Genomic DNA, 25,046 nt, shown 5'->3' with positions numbered 1-25,046 from the left:
CTTAATGCCAGTCAGTTAATAGCTGACTGGCTTTTTTTATGCATAATTTTCACTAAGTAAAGCTCAAATGCTCTTTAGAATTTCAATACACACAATAACGAGTACCCAAAAGGCGCGCGCCTGGTTAAGCCGATTTAAAACCGCTGGTACATCGTCAGCATTAGGTAGCCTATCTGTACCAACTCGCATTTTGTTATGCCGCTTATTAAAGTACATAGCGGGTCCACCTAGTTGCACGCCAAGTGATGCAGAGCATGCACTGAGTAACCAGCCTGTATTTGTTTGATAAAAGTGTTGGCCGTAGTGTTTTATGTAGTGAATACTTTGTTTTGTGGCCTTACTTGCAGCAATTGTGAGTGTAAGTAAACGCACTGGAATATACTCAATAACAAATAAAATAAGCTTTAACGGTTTTAAAAATTCGCTGTTTGGTGAAATATCACCACGCCATGCTTGCTGCATTAAGGTAAGCAGTCGGTAACCAAGTGCTGCAACTGGCCCTAAAAGTAAAAAAACAAATATAACCACAAAGTAATAACGGGCAGTACGAAGTATTAAGCTTTCAATGAGGGCTTTAATAATTCCTGTGGTTGAAAGCTTGCTGACTTCACGAGCAAGCAGTGGTTTTAATAGCTCGCGTGCGGCTGACTTTTGGTTTTGTTTAGTGAGCTTTGCAATACGAAGGGCTTTTTTATTGAGGCTTTGGCTTTCAAGGCAAAGGTATAAAATAAGGCCTGCAAGTAGCTCTGGGTAAAATGCAAATTCAAGTAGCAAGGTAACAATTAGTAAAATAACACTGAGCACCAGCACGCTTGCAAGTATGGCTGCTAAATAGTGGTAGCTGTTTGTATTTTGTTTATTATAAATACGTTTGCCTATGGCGCTAAATACGGCCACTAAAACGGTATTCGGGTGGTACCAACTAACAAGTGGTAAAAAGCGCTCAGCAAGGAGCGCTATTATAAATACAATAAAGTCCAAATGGTTTTGAACAATATTGCTAAGCATTTACAGTGTTACAGCTGTTAGCTTTTCAAGCAGAGCAACAACCATTTTAGATGAGTTGATTGATGCTGTTTCTAAGTATTCTTCAAACGACTGTGGCGATTCTTTGCCAGCAATATCAGACATTGAACGAATAACAACGAAAGGAGTTTCAAGCGTATGACAGGTTTGCGCAATAGACGCACCTTCCATTTCTACAGCAAGCATTGAAGGAAAGTCGCTGCGGGCTTTATCAATACGAACAGGATCACACATAAAGGTATCGCCAGTACAAATAAGGCCCACTAACGTTTTAACTTCGCTAATTTGTGCAATAGTTTGCTCGGCTGCTTTAACTAATTTAGGGTGCGCAGCAAAACCTGCAGGCATTTGTGGTACTTGGCCAATTTCGTAACCAAATGCAGTTACGTCAACATCGTGGTGACGAACTTCTGACGATATGACGACATCGCCAACACTTAATGATGGATCAAAACCGCCAGCAGAGCCGGTGTTAATTACGCAATCAGGCTTAAAATTATCAATAAGTAATGTAGTTGCAATGCTTGATGCTACTTTACCAATACCTGATTGAACTAGAGTTACTGTGCAGCCCGCTAATTCACCAGTGTAAAATGTAAAACCTGCTTTAGTTAAAACAGCTGGGTTTTGCATTGCTTCACGCAAAATTTTAACTTCTGGCTCCATTGCGCCAATAATACCAACATTCATAGTGTTTGATTCCTGAGTTTGAATAGCTTGATTATACGTGAAGTTAGCAATAAAAAACAAAAAAGCGAGACATTTAAAATGCTCGCTTTAATGCAAATTTAGTCACCTGATAATTATATTTCGGCTAATGCTGTTGAATGGGCTTTAGCTTGTGAGGGGGATAAAACAGCAGGTTTGTGAACTCGGTTACGTAATGGGCGCTGTGCTGTTGGTGCTGGTTTACCCAGTTTGAACATAATGGCATCGCGTACTTCTGATGGGCGATAGCCCGCTTTTACCTTCATGCGAATGTGTGGAATGCCTGCAGCTTCTAAGGCGCCATTTACAAACCAGTCGCGCTGGGCTTTGTGGCCATCTTTATTTGCGTTATTTACTAAATCAACAGCTGCTACGATGGTCATTTTTTCTTTGTCAATTAACACAAAATCAAGCTGCTTATTTTTGGCTTTAGCAATAGCGGCACGTTTTGATTTAGGTGATAAACCTTCTTTACAGTCGATAACATCAATAAGCTTAACTCGGCTCACTATTTTATATTGATCGCCAATAGCGCGTTCTAACAGGTTTAAAAAGGCGCTTTCTACTTGCGTAAATACGCTTTGTTTACGTTTAAAAGGATAAGGATTACCACCGTCGTCACTAAATTTTGACGCGGCAATTGATGCACCTACCACTAATACTAAAATCGACAATAAAGCGAATTCCATACGGTAACTCCATAACAACAAATTGACACTGCTTTGTTAAAGCAAGTACCGTGCCCAAATATTGTATGTGATTTACCGAATGGTGATTTAAGTTAACGTAGGTGTTTTATGCCTTATACCCGCCATTAATACCTTTAACAGCAACAGCCACAGCGTCGTGGGCGTGAAGCGATTCGTAATGGTTTATTTGTAGCCAGTAATCTGCGTAACCGTCTGTTTCTAATATTGCTTTAATTTTACGCGCGGCATCTTCGCAGAACATTAAATTTTGCCCATTTAAACGGGCAAATTCTTGTTCATCTTCACGCTTTACTGCCGCTTGCACTGGCGTTTTAAGCTCGCCTTCAAGGGTATTTATTAAGTTAACTACATCAAACTCATTAATGTTGCTATTGAGTTTAACTTTTACGTTAGCAATTGAGCGCTGCGAGTGAGGAGTTGCCACAATGCCTTGTGTTGTGCCAAGCCACTCAAGTACCTCTTTTTGGTTGAGCGTGTCTTGCTTAAATTTTTCGCTAAATGCATTTTGTATTAGCTGGCGTGCAAGAGCCGCCGAGCAAGGGCAAGTTGATGAATAGGTAACATCAACGGTTAGCTCGTAACTAATGATATTATTTTCAATTGTACTTGTAAGTGTGATTGGATAGCTTTTCCAGCCAGCTTTGCCACTCAATAGAGACTTACGGCGAAGAGGTAGCTCAAATTTAAACTCAATCTGTGCCTTATTACTCAACCCTTCATGGCTAGATATAAACGTATTTAGTGCTTGGCTAATTGTTTGAGGATTTACTTGTTGCTCTGTTGAGAGTAAATCAAGCGCTAAAAATAAGCGCGACATATGAATGCCTTTGGCGTCTTCTTTGTGCAAGTTAACAAATGCGCGGGCTTTGGCATTAACAGTAACAGGGCTTAAATCACGCGATTCAAAAATAAATGGCAGTTCAATTTCACCCATGCCAACCCAGTCTAATTTACCTGTTTGTAATGCAGGAGCGGTGTCAGCTATATCGGGCATATTGGTTTGCATGCTATGTTACTCGTTATTGGCAATGATAAGGCGCATTATTTTACACGAAATAATCAATGGCTGAAACGAGGACTTTACTGCCCGCTAAAATTGCGTATGAATATTTTCTGTTTTTGTCGCACAACATGAAAATAGCGAATAGAAAAATGCTAAAATCTGTAAATAGCATTGCCTTTCTTATATTTAAGCAAACAGCAAAGAGATAAAACTACGTATGACCGATTATTCTTTGAGCCCTTGGGTTCGGGTGCTTTCAAGTTCAATAGCGCGATTTGGTGAGTTAAAAACAGCTGCCATTTGTTACGCTTTATTTTTAGCAGCGTCTCTTATTTTATCGAGCATGTTTTACTACGTAGCTATAGGCGAATTGTTTCTTGTAGATATTTTGGCCGTGGTATTTTTTTCAGCTGTTGTGTCACCTTTAATTATAAGCGTACTTATTAATTCAATTCGTCAGTTAGATGCTTCCTACGCTTACTTAGATAGCGCAACTAAACAAGAAAAACTATTAAACCAAACACTTAAAGACAATATTAGTCGGCTTAATATTGAAATAGATGAACGTAAAATGGCTTTTCATGCTAAGCATCGCGCCATTGAAGAACTACGTAGAGAAATTGCCGAGCGTAAAAAAACACAGCAAGAGCTTGCTCAGCAAAGCATGTTACAACGCTCAATTGTTGATTCATCCCCCGATCTGTTTTATTACCGCGATAACAATGGGGTGTTTGCTGGCTGCAATAAAATGTTTGAAGAAGTAATGGGTAAATCAAGCCGTGAGCTTATAGGTAAAACGGTTGAACAAATATTCCCAAACGACTTTTTATCTGAAGTATTGCGCACAGACAAAGAGGTAGAGCAAACTCACAAAGCACTCACCATCGATGTAGGTTATGAAGTTGATGGTGCAACGCGCTGGTTTGAGTTACGAAAACTTCCTTTTATAAACGATGAAGGCGACTACATAGGTTTACTTGGTTTTGGGCGTGATATTACGAGCCGTAAAGAAGCGGCTGAGGCGCTTGAAACCGCATATAAAGATAAAGGGAAATTTATAGCCACGTTAAGCCATGAGTTGCGTACCCCGCTTAACGGTATTGTGGGCTTAACACGTATGTTGCTCGATACCGATCTAAATAAGCAGCAACGCAGTTGGTGTAACACGGTTTTTTCAAGTGCTGAAACGCTCGGTAATATTTTTAACGACATTATAGATTTAGATAAAATAGACAGAGAGCAGCTCGATATTGCCGCCAACTCTATTAATGTATCTGATTTTATAAACGATGTTGTGAATTTTGCAGGGTTAATAACTGAGCAAAAAGGGCTTGAGTTTGATATTGAGCGAAATGGCATGCTTGATATATATGCACTGCTTGATCCTACTCGTTTACGCCAAGTGGTTTGGAACCTGATAAACAACGCAGTGAAATTTACCCAGCATGGCAAAGTAACACTTGAATGTAGCCGTGAAAACCGCCCTGAAGGCCCGTGGTTAGTTATTAAAATTTCAGATACAGGGCAAGGTATTCCACAAGAGCAGCTTTCTCGTATTTTTGATATGTACTATAAAGCACCTGATTTACAAGGCACTAATGCAATAGGTTCAGGTATTGGGCTTGCGGTAACTAAAGCGCTAGTCACGGCTATGAAAGGCAGTATTACAGTAAACAGTACAGAGGGTGAGGGCAGTTGCTTTACAGTGCAAATACCGCTGAGCTTATGCATTGCGCCTACAGAGCAAAGCTATGTTGGCCGAGAGCTTTATATTTTACTCGTTGAAGACGTACCACTTAACGCCGAAATAGCCACTAATTTATTGGAGCAACGCGGACATGAAGTGCTATGGGCTGAAACGGGCGAAGATGCACTTTCGTTTGTTGATACCGAAGACGATCTAGATTTAGTATTACTTGATATGCAGCTACCCGATATAAATGGCGATGAAGTTGCAAGGCAAATTCGTGCTGATAGCCACTTTGATAACCTGCCTATTGTTGCACTAACCGCTAATGTGAGAAGTGCAGAAGAAGAACTTGAAGGTATTTCTATTCAAGGCGCTTTAGCTAAACCTATTAATACAGTAAAGCTTGATAAAATGCTTGCTGATTTATTTGATATTAAGCAAGCTCAATGCAACGAGCCACAGCTAAAAGTAACCGACGAAGCACTTAAAAATATTGATGCGCATTTGCTAGATGTTGAAACAATAGAAGACTTTGTTAACTCTATGGGGTTAGTTGTGTTTAGGCGCAGCAGTCAGTTGTTTGAAAAGCTAAATCCGCAATATCAACAAGAATTGCTTACATCATTAAATACAGGCGACAGGGAAGAGTATAAATCGGTTGCGCACAAGCTCAAAGGTGCCGCAGGTTCTGTTGGTTTAAACGATGTTCAACTGCATGCAAAAGTAATGGAATATGGTGCGATAGATGAGAGTGATGAAGTGCTTAAGGAGTGGCTGCTGGTGTTGGCAGATAAAATAAATGAAGGACAACGTGCCCTTCATTTATTTCTACAGCAATTAGAATAAACGCTAATTAGCTGTCGATTTTACCAATAAAGCGGTAGCCTTCACCATGAATGGTGCTGATAAGCTCTGATGTAGAATTATCGCTTTCAAAATGCTTACGAATACGGCGAATAGTTACATCAACAGTACGGTCGTTTGCACGTAGCTCACGGCCTGTCATATGTTTAATTAGTTGTTCACGGCTAAAAATACGACCTGGAGAATCAAGCATTAATCGCAGTGCTCTGTACTCACCTTTAGGCAAGCGCTTAGCATCGCCATTAGGAGATGTTAAACAGCGGCTATTTTCGTCTAATTCCCAACCGTTAAATGTAATAACACCATTAGTTTCAAGTGCTGATTCATCATCGCTTAGCCCAGTACGCGTAATAAGGTTACGCGCTCTAATAGTCAATTCACGAGGGTTAAATGGTTTAGTAATGTAATCATCAGCGCCAATTTCAAGCCCTAAAATACGATCAACATCGTTATCACGACCTGTTAAGAAGATAAGGCCTACTTTGCGTTTTTGGCGTAATTCACGGGCTAATATAAGGCCGTTTTTGCCTGGAAGATTGATATCCATAACTACGAGATTAACGTCGTCGTTATTTGTAAGCTTGTCATGCATGTCATCGCCATCAATGGCTTCAATAACTTTGTAACCTTCAGCTTCAAATAAACTAACGAGGTTTAGTCGAGTTACGTCTTCATCCTCTACGATTAGAATGACTGGCGTTTGCATTATTAATTAACCTTTTTGGAATATTTTATTTACAAAAAATCGGTATTTAGTATAAATCCGACTACTAGAGATTATAGGATTATATCCAATTGTTAACAAGAAAAAACAAGTTGGATAAAAATAAAACAGTAAGAGTTCAAAGTTTGCTCAAAAAGCCCGTGCAAAAACTACTGTTAAATCGATCAATACACGTATGAAGTTCATTTACTTTGATAATTTATGGACCGGCTGACTACGCAAAGCTGTTAAATAATCAGACTAATTCAAAGTTAAATTATATCACTATCTAATCTTTCATCAATGTATGTGATATCGCAAAAGTAATAAAGTTCAAAAAATTGCGCTATATAAACGATAACTATTACACTTGTTTACCACATGAAGCATAAATAGGGTCAATAAGTAGTAATTCAAGGAATATAAGTAAATATATGTGTTTGGTTACTTCACTTTTAAGGGATGGTTATGATGAATCGCGCACCGCGTTTTTTTTCTAAATCAATTAATATATGGCCGCCTAAAGCTTGGGTTACTAAATTGTAAACTAAGTGCATGCCCAAGCCACTTGCCCCTTGTCCTCTTTTTGAGGTTACAAATGGGTCGAATATTCTGTGTTTAATTTTTTTATCTACGCCTTGGCCGTTATCGCTGTAAATAATAGTGAGTTTTTTTCCTGTTAACTCTACATCAAATTGTATTTCATTATTTTCATTACCAACGAACCCGTGTAGTAGTGAGTTTGTTATTAGTTGTATAAGTACTTGTTGTAATGGTTCTGACTTGCTTTCTACGGTTAAATCGGTTGCACAATTTATGTTTATAACCGGTTTTTTCTCTTCAAGCTCCGAGCTTATTGATGTCAAAACGTCCGTTATTAACTTATGAATATTAATGTAGGTAGTTACGTCATCATCTTGAAAAACAGCTACCTTTTTAAAGGTTGAAATTAAGTCGGCTGCACGGTTTAAGTTACGATAAATTAAATCTAGGTTTTCAATGCCGTCGTCAATAAAGCGCTTTAATTGATTTGAAGTCAGTTTTTTGTCATCAAAGCTAATTTGTAAATCGGCTAACTTATCGCGCAGCAAAGTAGAGCTTGTAATACCAAGGCCTATTGGGGTGTTAACTTCATGTGCAACACCGGCAACCATTTGACCAAGTGATGCCATTTTTTCATTTTCAACAATCTGCGTTTGATACTGATGCATACGTTCAAGGGTTGATAATAACTCTTGATTTGCCTCTCGAAGGGCTATAGTTCGTTGGTTTACTTTTTCTTCTAGCCCTTGGTTAAGCTGTTTAATTTCTTCTTTGTCTTTTTCATGGCGAGTCAATTGTTTTTGGGTGCGTGTAAGCATGATGTTTAAACTGTTAGAAAGCGCTGATATTTCTTTTACGTCGGTTACTGGTGCGCGTACATCGTAGTTATGATTTTTTGATACGTCTTGTAATAGCATGCTAAGCCGCTCTATTGGTCGAGCTATTCTTTTTTGAACATTTATTGCGATAAAATACACAACAACAAGTATCAGTAAAGTCAGTAAGATATCTACAACTATTTTTTGTTTTATATAATCGTCTAAGCTTTCAAGACTTCCACGCATGTATACATGACCAACAAGCTTTTCATTATGAAAAATTGGCTTTATTAGTTCGATATCTTCGTGGGTTATACGTGGTGTTTTTAGCTCTTCAATGCTATCGATTCTGAGGGGGACTGGTGGCGTTTTTTTTGCATTAAAACTTATAAAAAAAACAGGTTTTTGAGATGCTTGCTCAATAGAATATACATGTATGTTTTTAACTAAAGGAGTTTTTTCAAAGTATTTAAGGCGTTTCTCTTCTGTTTCTCTGTCATCTTCAAAAACTGATTTTCCAGCGTCAAAAGCAACTATTTCCGCCAAAATAACGAGCTTACTCACTATTAATTGTTTTTGTTCTTTAACACTTAAATAAGTTGATATAGAAATCGATAATGACAAGCAAATAGCAGTTATAAGCATTATTAGGTTTATGAGTGCTTTACGAATACTGCTTTGATGAACTTTTCTAGGCATTATTTGAGTGTCGCCTGAGTCATTGAGTTTTATTATTTTATTAGTCTAGCAAAGAAGGAACACAGTGGTGCAAAAAAATAAAAATAATAGGTAATATTTTATTGCAAAGTTGAGCACGCAGAATACTCAACTTGAAATATAAAAAATTTAACTACTATAAACGGCAAATTTATTGTTTTTGAATACAGTTTGATAAGTTTCAAATTGCGTTTCTAAAATAGGCGGATATTTTAAAAAGCTGTTTGCCACAATGGTTAGTTTTCCGTTTTTAGTTAAATGTTGTTTTGCGTTAGCTAAAAACGTTTCAGCAACGCTGTAGTCTGTTGCAATGCCTGTGTGAAACGGCGGGTTGCTCACTATTAAATCAAACTTACCACTAATATTTTTAAGGCCATCACTGAGAATTGCTTCACCAGTTACCCCGTTTAACTTTAAAGTTTGAGTTGTTGCGTAGGTTGCAAGTGCGCTTACGTCGCTACATACAAATTCAAGAGCTGTATTTTTTAAACCCAGAAAGGTCGCAATTAAGCCAGCACCGCAACCAAAGTCGAGTACTTTACCTTGTTTGGTTGAAGGGGCATTTTCGAGTAGCATTTTGGTACCAGCGTCTAAACAGCCATGGTTAAACACGCCAGGTACGCTGATAGCTGAAAATGATGTATCGGCAATACTAACGGTAAATGTTTTATGGTAATGGCTAATATCAAATTGCGCATTAAGCTCAATTTGAGAAAATGAGTAAAGTACGCAGTGTTTAGCCGAATCAATCTTATTACTATATTGAGCTTTGCCTGCTAATTGTTTTTCAATCGATTTAACACCACTCTTATTTTCGCCAACCACTAATAATTCGGCATCGCTTGTTATTACCGCGCGTATGTTATCAAGCGCCATTAGCAATTCTGGTTTTGACTTAGGGTAATAAAGAATAACTAAGTCATAATCGCTACCGGTAATGGTGTGGTTAACGCTCACATCAACGCCATGAGTGTTTTTAGCAAATTCACCATTAGCATGGTTATAGCTAAACGCTGTAATTTTGCTATTTGGATTCAGCGTTTTAAGCTCAGCTAAAAAGCCATCTTGAACAAAGTTGACCACCAATATAGATTTACCCGTTAATGCCTCGCTATTTCGAAGTAACAGTAAACTTGGGTTGGTTAATACGCTCATAAATGGCTTTGCCTTACTATGTGTTAAATTAATATAAAAGTGTAATTACTTGGTGCGCTCAAACATTAAGTCCCAAACGCCGTGACCTAATCGGTGGCCGCGTTGCTCAAACTTGGTAAGAGGACGTAAATCAGGGCGAGGTACGTAGTCGTTTGTTTCTGATTGGTTTTTATAACCCGGAGCCGCTTGCATTACTTCTAGCATATGCTCTGCGTAGTTCTCCCAATCAGTAGCCATATGAAAAACACCGCCTATTTTTAATTTTGAGCGAAGCTTTTCAGCAAATTCAGTTTGCACAATACGGCGTTTATGGTGGCGCTTTTTGTGCCATGGATCTGGGAAGAATAATTGCAATGTAGTTAGGCTTTCATCGCTTAAGCAATCAGCAAGCACTTCTACAGCATCGTGTTCAAACACGCGTAAATTAGTTACACCCGCTTCGTCGGCATCCATTAAACATGCACCAACACCAGGGCGGTGTACTTCAATACCAATAAAGTTTAGGTGTGGAGCATTTTTAGCCATTTCGACAAGCGACTTGCCCATACCAAAGCCTATTTCTAGGACTACATCATTGTTGTTGCCGAATACTTGGCTTAAATCAAGCATGCCGTTTTTATGCTCTAAGCCCATTGTTGGCCAGCATTTTTCGATTGCAGCGGCTTGGCCTTTGGTTAATCGACCTTCGCGTTTTACAAAACTGCGAATGGTGCGGATGTATTTACCTTCTTGCTTAGCTTGCTCTAGGTTGGTATTGCTTGATTCACTCATATCTAATTGGCCTGACAAAACAATGTGTTTAAAAATGGTTGCATATTATCCCTGACGATGGCCTCAATCACAAGTATTAGCTGGTTTTACAGCCTCTATAGCTTGATCTTTTTACTCACTGCAATAGACTGACCCGCCATTGAGCATGAGTAAAAGTATAATATGTTGGACTTAAATAAAGAGCAGTCTCACTGGTTTTCAAAACAAGTAGTTGATTGGTATCACCTTCATGGCAGAAAAACACTGCCGTGGCAATTGGGTAAAACACCTTATAAAGTGTGGGTTTCTGAGGTTATGCTCCAGCAAACTCAAGTTGTTACGGTGATCCCATACTTTGAAAAATTTATGAAAAGCTTTCCTGATATTATCGCTTTGGCGAATGCCGAAGAAGATCAGGTTCTTCACCACTGGACTGGTTTAGGTTATTACGCCCGCGCGCGAAACCTTCATAAAACAGCAAAGATAGTTCGCGATAAATTCAACGGGCTGTTTCCTCAAACGCTTGAGGATGTTATGGATTTGCCAGGTATAGGGCGCTCTACAGCAGGGGCTGTATTGTCATTGTCGCTTGGTCAGCATCACCCCATTTTAGATGGTAATGTAAAGCGAGTATTGGCACGCTATTTTATGGTGGAGGGCTGGTATGGGGTAAAAAAAGTAGAAAACCAGCTTTGGCATTTATCGTCGCAATTAACACCTAAAAATAATGTGACTGAATTCAACCAAGCTATGATGGATTTAGGTGCAAGCTTATGTTCACGTAGCCGCTTTGATTGTGAGCCGTGCCCGTTAAACAGCCGCTGCGGTGCGTTTAATGCTAGTAAGGTTAAAGAATTTCCTCATTCGAAGCCAAAAAAAGCAGTGCCTAAAAAAAGCTGTCATCAGCTAATTATAAAATGTGACGATAAGGTCCTTATGGAAAAACGCCCTAGCTCTGGTATTTGGGGGGGATTGTTTGGTTTTTTTGAGTTTGCTGAGCGTAAACAGCTAGATGACTTTTTAGTTCAACATGGCTTTAAATCAGAACTTGAACCATTGGTACCATTTACCCATGTATTTTCTCACTTTGAGCTGACTATTAACCCGCATATATTAAATCTTAGACAAATCCCGGATGTGATTAACGAACGGCAGCTAGTTTGGTACCCGCTAGATCAATCAGTAGAAGTGGGTTTGGCTGCACCAACTAAAAAGTTGGTTAAACAAATTGCACCAATAGGTTAAACTGTTTGCATTTAACGCTTAAGAGAAATTAATTATGGCACGTACTGTATTTTGTCAAAAGTTACAAAAAGAAGCCGAAGGCCTTGGTTTTCAACTTTACCCGGGTGAGCTTGGTGAAAAGATCTTTAATAACATCTCTAAAGAAGCTTTTGCTCAATGGCAACATAAACAAACTATGCTAATTAACGAAAAGCATTTAAATATGATGGATCCAGAGCATCGTACATTTTTAGAAGAGCAAATGGTTGGCTTTCTGTTTGAAGGTAAAGACGTAGAAATTGAAGGCTATAGACCGCCAGAAAAATAAATAATTTATTAAAAAAGGGGCTCAAAGCCCCTTTTTATTGCTAATTATTTAGCTATTAAGTGCTAAAACTCTTCGTTTTCTTCCTCTGCCTTTCTAACTTGCTCTTTTAAAAATTGAGCCGCTTTAGAATATTCAATTTCTAACTGGTCGCGTAAATCAATTAATTCATCAGTTGTTAGTTCGCCCGCTTTGCATTTATCTTCAAATGCGCCGGCAAGCTCACCAACTGTTTCTGCCCCGATGGTTTTAGAAATAGATCTGAGTTGATGACAACCCTCAATTATTTCTGCTAGGTCGTTAACCATAACGCCTGAATTTATTGATTTAATTAAACTTTGACTTTGCTCTAAATACATTTTGAAAAAGCGAAGTTGTTTTGCTTTATCGCCATTTACGTATTTGGCGACTGCATCCATATCTATTGGCAATGCAGTGTTTTGTTGAGAAGCTAGCGCTTGCTTAGGAGCTTGCTTGTTGCTCCAACGTTTTAAAGTATCTTCAAGCGCATTGAGTTCTATAGGCTTTGTAATAAAGTCATTTATACCTACTGCTAAACAGCGTTCTTTTTCACCTTTGAGAGCGTTAGCGGTAACTGCAACTATATAAGGTTGTGCGTCTATAGCTTCTAGTAATTCAGCTTCGTTACGAATTTTTTCAACCATGTCGTATCCCGACATTTTTGGCATGTGTAGATCGGTTAAAATAAGTGAGAAATTGTTCTTTCTCCACATATCTAGGCCTTCTTCGCCATTGTTGGCAACCTCTACGCCATACCCCAATATATGCAATTGGTCGGTTAAAACTTGCTGGTTTAGAAGGTTGTCTTCAACAAGCAAAATTAATTTATTTGATTCTCGAGCTTGCTCAACATTTAAATAGTTATTTAGCGACTTTGCTTTTTTAATTTGTTTTGGTTGATGCAAGCCTGCGGCAACCAAAATAGAAAGCATAAAGTTGGACTTACAAAGCGGAGACGCATTTATGTAAAATATGTTTTTATGATTAATGGCAGCTTCATCTAGTTTGCTTAATACGACTACTTGCTGATTGTAATCCTCAAGTGAGTACAATAAGCGCCTTAGTAATGCGTTGATGTTGTCTATATTATCAATACCATCTGCAACCCAAATAGCACCCTCTGTGTTTTGGTGTTGTTCAATTTCTTTTTCTGTGTGCGCGTAAATAACTTTTGCACCCATAAACGATAAATAACGGTACATTATTTTTTCGCGTTGAAGGTTGTTACTTACAACAATAATTGGTTTGCCGTCTAAGGCATTTTTATGAGCATATTTTATTTTACCAGAGGTGCTAAAAGGCAGCTCAACGGTAAATTCACTGCCAATACCTGCATGGCTATTTACATGGATAGTACCTAACATTAACTCTGTTAGGCTCTTACAAATAGAAAGCCCTAACCCTGTGCCACCAAACTCTCTGGTTATTGAACTCTCAGCCTGAACAAATGGGCTAAATATGTCTCTTAGCTGAGCTTGTGTCATCCCTTTGCCGTTATCGGTTACGCAAAAGCGCAAGGTAAAGTGGTCGGCGGTGTTATGCGCAACCTCAACCGAAATTCTCACATGGCCTTGGGTTTTTTCATCGGTGCTTGTGAATTTAATTGCATTGCTGCATAAATTATAAAGTACTTGGCGCACACGTACGCTGTCACCGACTAGATTTACTGGAATATCAGGCGCAATTGATAGTTCTAAATCGAGTTCTCGTTTTTTAGCGACCGACGACAAAACGCGAGTTACTTCTTCTAGGGTATCGCTCACTGAAAAGGGGATTGGGTCTATGTTAAGCTTACCAGCTTCAATTTTAGAAAAATCTAAAATATCATCCAAAATACTCAGTAGTGAGAATGCTGATTCGCGAATAATAGTACTTAAGCGATGCTGAGCACCATCAAGGTCTGTTTGACGAAGCAAATCGATAGTACCAATAACACCATTCATAGGCGTTCTGATTTCGTGGCTCATAGTAGCCAAAAAGGTGGTTTTAGTTTCGCTAGCTCTTTGTGCTTTTAAAGTTTCTCTCTCGAGTGCAATAGTGCGGTTTTGCACCTCCGACTCTAAACCATTTTGTAGTTTTTTCAGTTCTTTTTGTACCGACTCATTATCGCTAAGGGCTGTTTGTACTTGCTTAAGGAGTACATTTATACTTTGTGCTACAGAGCCTAAACCAATATCTAGCTGTTCATTAACATTACTATTATAGTTACCTTGCTCTGTAATAGCCTGAAGTTCTTGCGAGAGTGAATCAGTGCTTTTACGCAAACGGCCATTAATGTATACGTTAAAAAGTAACGCGAAGATAAATAAAGAAATAACAGTTGCGATTGCAATGCCATATGCAATTACCTGAGAGTCTTGCATGCTTAATGGTGGTGAAGCTAACTCTTGTTTTATAATTAGCTCACCAATTGGCTGATCGTTAAGCAAGAGAATATGATGCAACACACCTGTGTTCTCATTATATTGTGTGATTTTGATGGACTCAGGTGCGGTCTCGCTATTGCTATAAACGAGTTGTGTATCAGAAGTCGCGCTGAAACGATAAAGAGTATATTCAAATTCATCATCTAAAGAGGATGTTAAGTCGAGTAATTGCTTAACCTTGTCTTGGCCATACATTGTTAGCGCGTCGATCATAGGCTGATTTAATGTAGATGCGAGTGTTTTAATATTGACCGATGGCTCAGGTTTAACTGTTTGTGTATCGTTTTTGATGTAGAACGAGTAACCAAATACAGCAAGTGCGGTAATTGCAATATTAAATATAAAAAAAAGTGGTAATAACCCTTTTACCGGCGAAGAGAATTTACTCTGCATTGAATGTTCCCATTGATGTGTTTTTGCTACTTTAGCTATTAGCATAGGTATCTGAACTAATCGTACCATTTACCAAAAATAATTCACTACGGTTTTAGTCTGATTTAGTTATAATATTTCATATATATAGACTGGTTTGTGGTAAAAATGTACGTTATCAATAAAAAATGTACTGAGTTGCTTGAAAACCGTTCAAACAGTCGTAAAGGATAAAAAAAAAGTTGACTTGTAAGGGCAAAACTCGTTTAATACGCCGCACGCCCAGACAGCTGACTTAGTAGATGTTGTTGGGAGTTACATTAAAAATCGGTTAAGATTTTTAATTAGCACTGTTTAAGTGCCTCGATAGCTCAGTTGGTAGAGCAGAGGATTGAAAATCCTCGTGTCCCTGGTTCGATTCCGGGTCGAGGCACCATTTATAAGTTTATCAATCTTTAAAATTGATGAAGTGCCTTAGCACACAGTTTAGTGTGCCGACTTAGCTCAGCTGGTAGAGCAACTGACTTGTAATCAGTAGGTCAACCGTTCGACTCGGTTAGTCGGCACCATTTATTTTAGTTAAGTGTTTTAATAACATTTAATTAGTACTGTTTAAGTGCCTCGATAGCTCAGTTGGTAGAGCAGAGGATTGAAAATCCTCGTGTCCCTGGTTCGATTCCGGGTCGAGGCACCATTTATAAGTTTATCAATCTTTAAAATTGATGACGTGCCTTAGCACACAGTTTAGTGTGCCGACTTAGCTCAGCTGGTAGAGCAACTGACTTGTAATCAGTAGGTCAACCGTTCGACTCGGTTAGTCGGCACCATTTATTTTAGTTAAGTGTTTTAACAACATTTAATTAGCACTGTTTAAGTGCCTCGATAGCTCAGTTGGTAGAGCAGAGGATTGAAAATCCTCGTGTCCCTGGTTCGATTCCGGGTCGAGGCACCATTTATACAAAGCCTTGCTTATGCAGGGCTTTTTTGTTTTTGACCCCTGTTCAAAACTACCATTCAAATAATTTAGTGTGCCGACTTAGCTCAGCTGGTAGAGCAACTGACTTGTAATCAGTAGGTCAACCGTTCGACTCGGTTAGTCGGCACCATTCATCAACTTATTTCTATTATCAAAACACTAAATCAGTAGTCTGTACAAGTTACCCGTTCGACTCGGTTAGTCGGCATCATTTATCCACTTACTTCTATTATCAAAATACTAAATCAGTAGTCTGTACAAGCTACCCGTACGACTCGGTTAGTCGGCACCATTTATCAACTTACTTTTATTATCAAAGCACTGAATCAGTAGTCTGTACAAGTTACCCGTTCGATTTGGTTAGTCGGCACCATTTATCAACTTATTTCTATTATCAAAACACTGAATTAGTAGTCTGTACAAGTTACCCGCTCGACTCGGTTAGTCGGCACCATTTATCAACTTACTTCTATTATCAAAACACTGAATCAGTAGTCTGTATAAGTTACCCATTCGATTTGGTTAGGCTGCACTACCTCGTTTACAGCACTTTATTTTTTCCTGATAAATTAATTTTAATCTACATAAATAATGTTGTGATCTGATAGTGTTTATATTTACAAAGTTGCTGATCATTTAACTATACCTGCCGTATAACTCACTTATTAGTTCACTCATCGCTAGTTGTGTAATGTTATGTAAAGTAAGTTGAGCAAAATTAGCCAAGGTGCTTGAATTACATTCATAAATAGCAGTAATTCAGGTTAAATTATGATTTGGCAATACAAGCCAACGTTATTGGCACTTAGTGTGATTCTGCTCAGTGGCTGTGCGAGTAATATAAATCCACAGGAGCGCCAACAAGCACCCAGTAATGTTCCTAAGCAGTGGCAACAACAAGCAGCAAGTTCAGTTTTGCAAGTGGATGATGAATGGTTAACGCAACTAAACACGCCATTGCTGAAAAAATATGTTAACCAAGCGCTTAAAAACAATCAGCAACTATTGCAAACCAGCTACGATGTTGCCATTACTAAGCAGCAACTTATTGCGTCGGGGGCAGACCTTTGGCCTAGCTTAGATTTATCTACGCGTACTAGCCGAAGTAAAGATAATCGGCCTGTTAGTTATAATAATGCTAGCTCCGTAAGCTTAAACTTAAATTATGAAGTTGATTTATGGGGCAAACTGTCAGATTCAAAACGTGAAGCTAACCTTTCATATTTAGCTCAAAAAGCGCGTTTTGAACAGGCTAAACAGCAGCTTGTTTCGGATGTTGTTCAAGGATGGTTTGATGTTGTGTCTGCACAGCAGCTACTCGATTTATATAAACGCCGTGAAGAAAATGCTAAGCAAAATCTCGATATAATTGAATCGGGTTACCGCCAAGGTATAAACGAAGCGCTCGATGTTTATTTAGCCCGCAATGAGCTAAATAACGAACGTTCACGCATAGCTACTCAATCAGCAAGCTTATCCAGTGCTGCAAGACTACTGGAGCGTTTATTAGGTGAGTACCCAAAAGGAGCAATTTCTGCAAGTAATGACTTACCGGTTATTAACACAGAAATTCCACTGGGAATTCCATCTGAACTTATTACCCGAAAGCCTGCATTACTTGCTAGTTGGTACGAGCTATTGGCGAGCGATGCGTCATTGGCTTACGCACATAAACAGCGTTTTCCTAGTTTAAATTTAACTGCAAGCTTAAGTGATAGCACAGACAGAGTGAGTGACTTATTTTCTCCTTCAAGCCTTGCATGGTCTTTGCTAGGAAGTATTTCGGCACCTATTTTTGAGGGGGGACGTTTACAAGCTAATGAGGAAATTGCACGCCTAAATACACAAAAGCAAGAGCAACAATATCTGCAAACTCTGTACGATGCATTTGGCGATGTAGAAAACGCGATTTCGCAGCAGCAATCTTTAAAGGCTCAATATACCAGCACACTTGAAGCGCAAAAAAATGCACTTGCTGCCGAGCAGTTATCGTTTGAGCAATATCAAAGTGGCTTAGTCACTTACACCACAGTATTGGATGCACAAGGGCGCTCATTCGATGCGCAAAGTTCATTAATACAAATTAAGAATCAATTAATTGCAAATAGAATCAACCTACATGTTGCCCTTGGTGGTGATTTTGAAAAACCATCAAGCGACCTAAAGAGTAACAACGATGAAAACTAAAACAGCTAAAATTATTATTCCAGCCGCGGTTGTTGTTACCGCTCTTTTAATTGTGTTTTTTATCAAAAGTAACCCACCAGAAGCGAGGCGTTTTGGCTCTGCACCAAAAGCAGCTATCAGCGTGTCGGTACTAGAGGTTGTGCCTCAAAGTTACCAAGTAATGATAGACAGCTACGGTACAGTAAAGCCTCGCACACAAAGCTTACTTGTTGCTCAAGCATCAGGGCAAATCATCGACGTGAGTGATGAGTTTAGAGAAGGTGGTTTTTTTGAAAAAGGCGATGTGTTACTAAAGCTTGATGATAGAGATCATCAGGCAGAGGTTAAATCTGCACAAGCTAACTTACTCACAGCAGAGCAAAGCTTGCTAGAAGAAAAAGCCCGCGGGCAACAAGCACTGACTGATTGGAAGCGCCTTGGTGGTTCAAGCCAAGCCAGCAGTCTTGTATTACGTGAGCCGCAATTAGCAGCTGCGCAGGCACAAGTGCTATCGGCTCAAGCTACTCTTGAAAAAGCAGAGCTTGATTTAGAGCGTACAAAAGTGACTGCACCTTATGCTGGGCGCATACTGAGTCGCAGTGTCGATTTAGGCCAAGTAGTGACTAACAATACCCAGCTTGCCACGATTTACGCTATTGATAGCGTAGAAATTCGTTTACCAATAAAAAATAAAGACCTTTCGTTTGTAAACCTGCCAGAGCAATACCGTGATGGTGCTAAAAACCAAGCCGGTTCGTTAGTTAAATTTAGCTCTGATTTAGTGGGCGAACAAACATGGCAAGGCCAACTTGCACGCACTGAAGGCGCAATTGACGAAAACGCGCAGCAACTTTACGTGGTAGCAAAAATAGACGACCCATATAAATCAACCGCGAGTAATCAATACCCAATTAAAATAGGCCAATACATTAAGGCACAAATTGCAGGCAAAACGGTACAAAATGCGTTGATCATTCCCAACAGTACAATTTATCAAGGCACCTATGTTTACGTAGTTGAGGGTGATGTACTAAAACGTAAAGACGTTACTTTTGCATGGCAAAACGCAAACCAAGCAATGATCAAGACAGGATTAAAAGCAAACGACAAGTTGGTTATCACGCCACTTGGTCAAGTGAGTTCGGGCACTAAAGTGAGTATTTTAGGTGAAGAGCTAAAGGAAAAAAAACCTAAAGGTATGCGCCCGTCGCGAGAGCAACTTGAGCAAAAAGCAAAAGAGCTTGGTATCAGTGTTGAAGAGTTAATAAAAAAACGTCGTGCAGCCAAGCAAGGAGATAAAGCATGATTGCTTGGTTTACCAAAAACCATGTTGCTGCCAATTTATTGCTAGTAACTTTGTTGTTGTCGGGGCTATTTAGTTTATCGAGTAAAATACCACTTGAGGTGTTTCCGTCTTTCGAAACAGACATGATAAGCGTAGGTGTTAGCCTGCGTGGTGCAACCCCTGAAGATGTAGAGCAGGGCGTAACAATTCGTATAGAAGAAGCGGTGCAAGACTTAGAGGGCATTAAACAAATATTTAGCCGCTCGTCAGAAGGCTCAGGTTCTGTAACCATTGAGGTTGAAAGTGGTTATGACCCACGTGAGCTGTTGGCTGATATTAAAAGCCGAGTGGATGCGATTAATACGTTTCCTGGCGATGCAGAGAAACCAATTGTTGCGCTTGCTGAGCGTAAAAGAGAAGTAATAGCTGTTACTGTATCAAGTGATTACGGCGAAAAAGAAACGCGTGAATACGCAGAAACAGTGCGAGATCAAATACTGCGTTTGCCTAATGTAACGCAGGTAGAGCTAAGTGGTGTACGAGATTATGAGTTAGCCATTGAAGTTAGCCAAGACACACTTCGCCAATATAACCTAAGCCTTGCGCAAATATCGAGTGCGATTGCTAATTCAAGTTCTGATATTTCTGCTGGTAACTTAAAAACTGAAGGTGGCGATGTACTAATTAGCTCAAAAGGGCAGGCTTACCGCAAAGACGAATTTGCTAGCATAGTAGTTAAAAACCAAGCCGACGGAACAATTATTCGCCTAGGTGATATTGCTACAATAAAAGACGACTTTGAAGAAACGCCAGTGCGTACCCGTTTTAATGGTAAGCAAGCAGCGTTTATAGACGTTTACCGAATTGGCCCGCAAAGCGCGATAACCGTGGCAGACGATGTTAAAAACTATATTGAAGAACAGCAGGCCACGCTACCACAAGGTTTTAAACTAAGCTATTGGGATGACGATTCAGAGTTAGTTAAAAGCCGTATCGCAACCTTAACCAGTAATGCTCTACAAGGTGGTATTTTAGTTCTGGCACTGCTCACGCTATTTTTGCGCCCAGCAATTGCATTTTGGGTATTTATTGGTATTCCAGTATCGTTTATGGGCGCATTTATCGCGATGCCGATATTTGGTGTAACGCTAAATATAATGAGCTTATTTGGCTTTATTTTAGTGCTCGGTATTGTAGTAGATGACGCCATAGTAACTGGTGAAAACGTGTATACCCATTTAAAAACGGCAAAATCGGGTGAGCAGGCTGCTATATTGGGTACTCAAGAAGTGGCTACTCCGGTTACCTTTGGTGTGCTGACTACGGTTGCTGCCTTTTTACCTTTAGCATTCATTGAAGGGGCACGCGGCGCCTTATTTGCGCAAATTCCGGTAGTCGTCATTCCGGTGTTATTGTTCTCGCTAATTGAATCTAAATTTGTGTTACCAGCACATTTAAAATACATAAAATTACGCCACCAAAAAGGTGAACCATCGAAGCTTGAAGCAATTCAGCAACGCTTTGCAGATGGCTTTGAAAGTGCAATTTTAAAATATTACCAACCTATCTTAAACACTGCTTTACGCCATAAATTAGCAACTGTAAGTTTATTTGTTGGGGTATTTTTTATTATTTTAACCATGATCACTAGCGGTTGGACTAAGTTTATCTTTTTCCCACGAATTCCTAGCGAAACCGTACGGGTTAACCTAACACTGCCAACGGGTACACCGTTTGAGGTAACCAATAAATACGTGATTGATATGTCTGAAAAGGCCCAGCAATTACAAGATAAATATCGCGACCCAGATACAGGCGAAAGCGTTATTTTAAACATACTCGCCACTACAGGCGGGCGCGGTGGAGTATCCAACTCTGGGGCGGTACGCTTTGAAATCACGCCTGCAGAAAAGCGTGAATCAGACATAGGCTCACGCGAGCTTGCAAGTGAGTGGCGCGATTTAATAGGTGTGATCCCTGGCGCTGAAAGCTTAACATTTAGAGCTGAAATTGGTCGAAGTTCAGACCCAATAGACGTTCAATTAAGTGGCACCTCGCTAACAATACTCCAAGATGTGGCTGATAATATTAAAAACCGTTTAGCAACTTACCCAACGGTGTTTGATATTGCCGATAGTATGTCTGATGGTAAAGAAGAGTTACGTATAGAGCTTACACAACAAGGTTTAGCGCTTGGTTTAAATCGTGTAAATGTGGCAGGCCAAGTGCGAAATTCGTTTTTTGGCTCGCAAGTTCAACGAATTCAACGCGGACGAGACGACGTGCGTGTAATGGTGCGTTTACCTATAGATGAGCGCCGCTCGATAGCTGATTTACAAAATATACTAATAAATACACCCGATGGCGGTTCTGTACCATTGTCGCATGTGGCAACGCTTACTGCAGGGCAAAGCCCATCAACCATAAACCGTATTGATCGTTATCGCACACTAAACGTGACGGCTGACATAGAAAAAAACAACACCAACATGACGGTGCTTCAAGCCGACCTCGCACAATACTTAGACGAGCTAATGCAGCAATACCCCGGGGTTGATTATAAACTCGAAGGTGAAGCTAAAGAGCAAAGAGAGTCGTTTGGCTCATTGGCTTGGGCGCTGGTGTTTGTATTTTTTATAATTTATGCGCTATTAGCTATTCCGTTTAAGTCATACATGCAACCAATTATTGTTATGAGTGTTATTCCATTTGGTATGATTGGCGCAGTAGTAGGGCACTGGATAATGGGGATGGATTTAACCATTATGAGCCTACTAGGTATGCTTGCGTTAATAGGTGTCGTAGTGAACGATTCGCTTGTATTGGTTGATTTTATTAATAAAAAACGCAGCGAAGGCGGCGATTTAATAGAGGCAGTTAAACTTGCTGGCGCATCGCGCTTTCGCCCAGTTATGCTCACCAGTTTAACCACTTTTATCGGTTTAATGCCGCTGCTGTTTGAAAAAGCCACACAAGCGCAGTTTTTAATACCTATGGCCGTTAGTTTAGGGTTTGGGATAATTTTTGCGACCTTTATTACTTTATTGCTAGTACCAGTCAATTATATGTTGATGGAACGATTTCAAGGCTGGTTTAAATAATACACAAAACGTGTTGATACAAAAGCTGTAGGTATTCAATTGCCTGCAGCTTTTTTGTTTTTAGCTATGCAAAATTGAAAATTATTTAAGGTGTTAAATAGATAAACGTAGATGGATAAAGAGGTTTGATTGTGCGTGTTAAAACGCGAGTAGATAATAGTGTTCCCCAAGATACGGTACTCGGTTTCAGTCCTGAAACCAGAAGGTTTCAGGGCGGGAATCTGCGGTTTACCGTAGGCTTCTCGGTACATGCCAAGCTTGCACAATAGTAAACGAACAGAAACCCTGGTATAAAATTTATCGGCTCAGGGACTTAACCCAGCTCCAGTATCCCAGGGAACAAATTAAGTATATAAGACATATGCCAATCCTTAAACCCAAAACGTAAAAAATTAAGTCGTTCGCTTAGTTTTCCCACACCTTTAACTCGCTGTTTACTTTATTGCGTAGTTTTTGAGCGTGATCATACAATTAATTGGAGTTGCTTTTTATCGAGTGGTAGCATTGCTTTAACTAGCAAAGCGAAGGCTTGATTATGAACGATTTACCAGATTACGAAAAAGCTCAACTACTTTTAGAAAAAAACGAAATATTTGTTTCTCCTGCCGAAGCGCATGGTGTTATTAGTGGTTTATTAGCATGTGGACTAAGTATTGACGACAAGGAGTACCTAGGCCTTTTAAGCGATGTATTCAACGATGGTGAATCGTTCGGTAATGGTTTAAAAGCATTTTTTGGCACTATTTATAAGCAAGTTGTTGCAAGCTTTAATGATGAAGAGTTTCAGTTTGACTTATTTTTACCAAGTGATGACGAAACACTCATCGATCAGGCTAATGGGCTCGTATCATGGGTATCGGGATTTATGCTTGGTTTTGGTTTAAAGCAAAAAGATTACGGTAAGCTGTCGGCTGACGTGAAAGAAGTAATTAGCGACTTTAGCGAAATAACACGCCTAGATACCACTTTCGAAGAAACCGAAGAAGATGCTAACGCACTTCACGAAGTTATTGAATATGTACGTGTATCGGCACTACTTTGTTTTGCTGAGCTTGGTAAAGAGCAAAGCAGCCAAAGTGATAAAAAAACGCTTCATTAAACTTAATTAAAAAGTACAACGGGTTAGCTAATAATGGTTGAAATAAAAAAGTCAGAGTTTAAAGCACGCAGAGAACGCTTACTTGCACAAATGGACGATAACAGCATTGCGCTTATTCCGGCTGCTAGCGAAGTAACGCGAAGCCGCGATACTGACTATGCTTTTAGACAAGACAGCGACTTTTTTTATTTAACCGGTTTTAACGAACCCGATGCTGTATTGGTGCTTTGTAACAACAGCGATACACCCAGCACCCTATTTTGCCTTGATAAAGACAAATTAGCCGAAATTTGGCATGGCCGACGTGTTGGTTTTGATAAAGCCAAAAGCGACTACTTATTTGACGAGGCTTACCCATTAAGTGATTTAGAAGAGCAACTGCTTGATCTACTAAATGGTAAAAATGCGATTTATTTTGCACAAGGCGCTTATGATTCATTTGATAGTAAAGTTTTTTCGCTTTTAGGTACGCTTCGTAGCGGGGCTCGCAAAGGCCTTAAAGCACCGAGTACGTTAAAAGAAATTCGCGGCCTTATTCATGAAATGCGTTTGTTTAAATCGCCAAGCGAAATAGAGGTAATGCGCGAAAGCTGTGAAATTAGCGCCCGTGGCCACATGCGAGCTATGCGCTTTTCACATGCAGGAGCAACTGAGTTTCAATTAGAAGCAGAGCTTCATCATCATTATGCAATGAACGGCGCACCTCATCCGGCTTACGGCACAATTGTAGGTAGCGGCGATAACGCTAATATTCTGCATTACACGCAAAATAGCGATGTACTTAAAAATGGCGATCTAGTACTTATTGATTCAGGTTGTGAGCTACAAGGCTACGCAGCCGATATAACACGTACATTTCCGGTAAATGGCCAGTTTAGTGAAGAACAATCCGCGCTTTATAATATTGTTCTTAACGCACAACTGGCTGCCTTTGAAGAAATTAAACCCGGTGGTTACCTGTCCCACGCTAATAAATTAGCAATGGAAGTACTAACGCAAGGCTTACTTGACTTAGGTATTTTAACTGGCGACTTTACTGAACTAATGGCGCAACAAGCCTGTAAAGAATATTACATGCACGGCCTTGGGCATTGGCTGGGGTTAGACGTGCATGATGTAGGTGATTATAAAATAAATAACGTTGAGCGAGCATTTGAGCCTGGTATGGTTTTAACCATAGAGCCAGGACTCTATATAAGCGAAGACTCAAACGCGCCACAAAAGTACAAAGGTATTGGTATTCGTATAGAAGATAATTTACTCGTTACCGAGTCAGGCCATGAAAACCTTACTTTAAGCGTGCCTAAAAGCATTAGCGATATTCAAGCACTTATGCAACAAACTACAAGCGCATAACGGGTGGA

General features: G+C 39.6%; 17 protein-coding genes, 6 tRNA genes and 1 other RNA gene. 14 read left to right on the top strand and 10 right to left on the bottom strand.

Annotated elements, in window-relative coordinates; genetic code table 11:
- Nucleotides 1-63 precede the first annotated feature (63 nt).
- The 4 genes from PS1M3_RS13595 to folE2 form a co-directional block, all read right to left on the bottom strand.
- Nucleotides 64-1,008 carry a regulatory signaling modulator protein AmpE gene (locus PS1M3_RS13595; RefSeq protein WP_203984904.1) on the bottom strand — a complete coding sequence of 315 codons (945 nt, stop codon included), beginning with the start codon at nt 1,006-1,008 and terminating at the stop codon, nt 64-66.
- The gene (gene mtnN, locus PS1M3_RS13590) at nt 1,009-1,716 is read right to left on the bottom strand and encodes a 5'-methylthioadenosine/S-adenosylhomocysteine nucleosidase (RefSeq protein WP_203984895.1); all 708 of its coding nucleotides are present in this window, start codon (nt 1,714-1,716) and stop codon (nt 1,009-1,011) included.
- 113 nt (nt 1,717-1,829) lie between these two features.
- A complete protein-coding gene (locus PS1M3_RS13585) occupies nt 1,830-2,423 on the bottom strand; it encodes a DUF2726 domain-containing protein (protein ID WP_006794335.1) in 594 nt (197 codons plus the stop codon).
- 106 nt (nt 2,424-2,529) lie between these two features.
- Complete coding sequence (gene folE2 / locus PS1M3_RS13580; protein WP_203984887.1) at nt 2,530-3,450, bottom strand: GTP cyclohydrolase FolE2; 921 nt, start codon at nt 3,448-3,450, stop codon at nt 2,530-2,532.
- 214 nt (nt 3,451-3,664) lie between these two features.
- On the opposite strand from folE2, the gene arcB reads away from it, so the two are divergent.
- Entirely contained in the window at nt 3,665-5,983 is a 2,319-nt protein-coding gene (arcB, locus tag PS1M3_RS13575) for an aerobic respiration two-component sensor histidine kinase ArcB (protein WP_203984885.1), read from the top strand.
- A gap of 7 nt (nt 5,984-5,990) precedes the next feature.
- Here the strand turns inward: arcB and arcA are convergent, their stop codons facing one another.
- From arcA to trmB, 4 genes are all read right to left on the bottom strand, one after another.
- Nucleotides 5,991-6,707, bottom strand: a complete 717-nt coding sequence (gene arcA, locus PS1M3_RS13570; RefSeq protein ID WP_006794331.1) for a two-component system response regulator ArcA — start codon at nt 6,705-6,707, stop codon at nt 5,991-5,993.
- A gap of 452 nt (nt 6,708-7,159) precedes the next feature.
- Nucleotides 7,160-8,764, bottom strand: coding sequence for a sensor histidine kinase (locus PS1M3_RS13565; protein WP_203984883.1), 1,605 nt, complete (start codon nt 8,762-8,764; stop codon nt 7,160-7,162).
- Nucleotides 8,765-8,911: 147 nt separating this feature from the next.
- The gene (locus PS1M3_RS13560; RefSeq protein ID WP_010556530.1) at nt 8,912-9,937 is read right to left on the bottom strand and encodes a methyltransferase; all 1,026 of its coding nucleotides are present in this window, start codon (nt 9,935-9,937) and stop codon (nt 8,912-8,914) included.
- A gap of 45 nt (nt 9,938-9,982) precedes the next feature.
- A complete protein-coding gene (gene trmB / locus PS1M3_RS13555; protein ID WP_006794328.1) occupies nt 9,983-10,708 on the bottom strand; it encodes a tRNA (guanosine(46)-N7)-methyltransferase TrmB in 726 nt (241 codons plus the stop codon).
- Nucleotides 10,709-10,870: 162 nt separating this feature from the next.
- Between trmB and mutY the strand changes: the two genes are divergently transcribed.
- Nucleotides 10,871-11,932, top strand: a complete 1,062-nt coding sequence (gene mutY, locus PS1M3_RS13550) for an A/G-specific adenine glycosylase (RefSeq protein ID WP_203984880.1) — start codon at nt 10,871-10,873, stop codon at nt 11,930-11,932.
- A gap of 34 nt (nt 11,933-11,966) precedes the next feature.
- A complete protein-coding gene (locus PS1M3_RS13545) occupies nt 11,967-12,239 on the top strand; it encodes an oxidative damage protection protein (RefSeq protein ID WP_006794326.1) in 273 nt (90 codons plus the stop codon).
- Between the two features lie 62 nt (nt 12,240-12,301).
- Here PS1M3_RS13545 and PS1M3_RS13540 read toward each other — a convergent pair whose 3' ends face one another.
- Nucleotides 12,302-15,076: an ATP-binding protein gene (locus tag PS1M3_RS13540; protein WP_203984878.1), complete on the bottom strand. Its 2,775-nt coding sequence runs from the start codon at nt 15,074-15,076 to the stop codon at nt 12,302-12,304.
- Between the two features lie 339 nt (nt 15,077-15,415).
- Here PS1M3_RS13540 and PS1M3_RS13535 point away from each other — a divergent pair.
- The 9 genes from PS1M3_RS13535 (at nt 15,416) to PS1M3_RS13495 (ending at nt 22,583) form a co-directional block, all read left to right on the top strand.
- A tRNA-Phe gene (locus tag PS1M3_RS13535) sits at nt 15,416-15,491 on the top strand.
- Nucleotides 15,492-15,548: 57 nt separating this feature from the next.
- Nucleotides 15,549-15,624 (top strand) — tRNA-Thr (locus PS1M3_RS13530).
- Nucleotides 15,625-15,673: 49 nt separating this feature from the next.
- Nucleotides 15,674-15,749: transfer RNA gene (locus PS1M3_RS13525), tRNA-Phe, on the top strand.
- A gap of 57 nt (nt 15,750-15,806) precedes the next feature.
- Nucleotides 15,807-15,882, top strand: a tRNA-Thr gene (locus PS1M3_RS13520).
- Between the two features lie 49 nt (nt 15,883-15,931).
- Nucleotides 15,932-16,007 (top strand) — tRNA-Phe (locus tag PS1M3_RS13515).
- Nucleotides 16,008-16,085: 78 nt separating this feature from the next.
- A tRNA-Thr gene (locus PS1M3_RS13510) sits at nt 16,086-16,161 on the top strand.
- A 641-nt stretch (nt 16,162-16,802) separates the two neighbouring features.
- Nucleotides 16,803-18,218 carry an efflux transporter outer membrane subunit gene (locus tag PS1M3_RS13505; RefSeq protein WP_203984870.1) on the top strand — a complete coding sequence of 472 codons (1,416 nt, stop codon included), beginning with the start codon at nt 16,803-16,805 and terminating at the stop codon, nt 18,216-18,218.
- On the top strand, nt 18,208-19,503 hold the full coding sequence (locus PS1M3_RS13500; protein ID WP_203984868.1) for an efflux RND transporter periplasmic adaptor subunit: 1,296 nt from the start codon (nt 18,208-18,210) through the stop codon (nt 19,501-19,503). Before PS1M3_RS13505 ends, PS1M3_RS13500 begins: the two co-directional genes overlap by 11 nt.
- On the top strand, nt 19,500-22,583 hold the full coding sequence (locus PS1M3_RS13495) for an efflux RND transporter permease subunit (RefSeq protein ID WP_010557864.1): 3,084 nt from the start codon (nt 19,500-19,502) through the stop codon (nt 22,581-22,583). The genes PS1M3_RS13500 and PS1M3_RS13495 overlap by 4 nt, the downstream gene beginning before the upstream one ends.
- A 159-nt stretch (nt 22,584-22,742) precedes the next feature.
- Here PS1M3_RS13495 and ssrS read toward each other — a convergent pair.
- Nucleotides 22,743-22,925, bottom strand: a non-coding RNA gene (ssrS, locus tag PS1M3_RS13490) — 6S RNA.
- Nucleotides 22,926-23,118: 193 nt separating this feature from the next.
- On the opposite strand from ssrS, the gene PS1M3_RS13485 reads away from it, so the two are divergent.
- Together PS1M3_RS13485 and pepP are read left to right on the top strand one after the other, a co-directional pair.
- A complete protein-coding gene (locus PS1M3_RS13485; protein WP_008131954.1) occupies nt 23,119-23,682 on the top strand; it encodes a UPF0149 family protein in 564 nt (187 codons plus the stop codon).
- A 33-nt stretch (nt 23,683-23,715) separates the two neighbouring features.
- Nucleotides 23,716-25,038, top strand: a complete 1,323-nt coding sequence (gene pepP / locus PS1M3_RS13480; RefSeq protein ID WP_203984866.1) for a Xaa-Pro aminopeptidase — start codon at nt 23,716-23,718, stop codon at nt 25,036-25,038.
- The last annotated feature ends 8 nt before the right edge of the window (nt 25,039-25,046 follow it).

This window comes from Pseudoalteromonas sp. PS1M3 (assembly GCF_016865405.1).
Taxonomy (GTDB): Bacteria; Pseudomonadota; Gammaproteobacteria; order Enterobacterales; family Alteromonadaceae; genus Pseudoalteromonas; species Pseudoalteromonas marina.
Note: the sequence above shows the minus strand (reverse complement) of the source record. Positions and strands in the feature narration are given on the sequence as shown.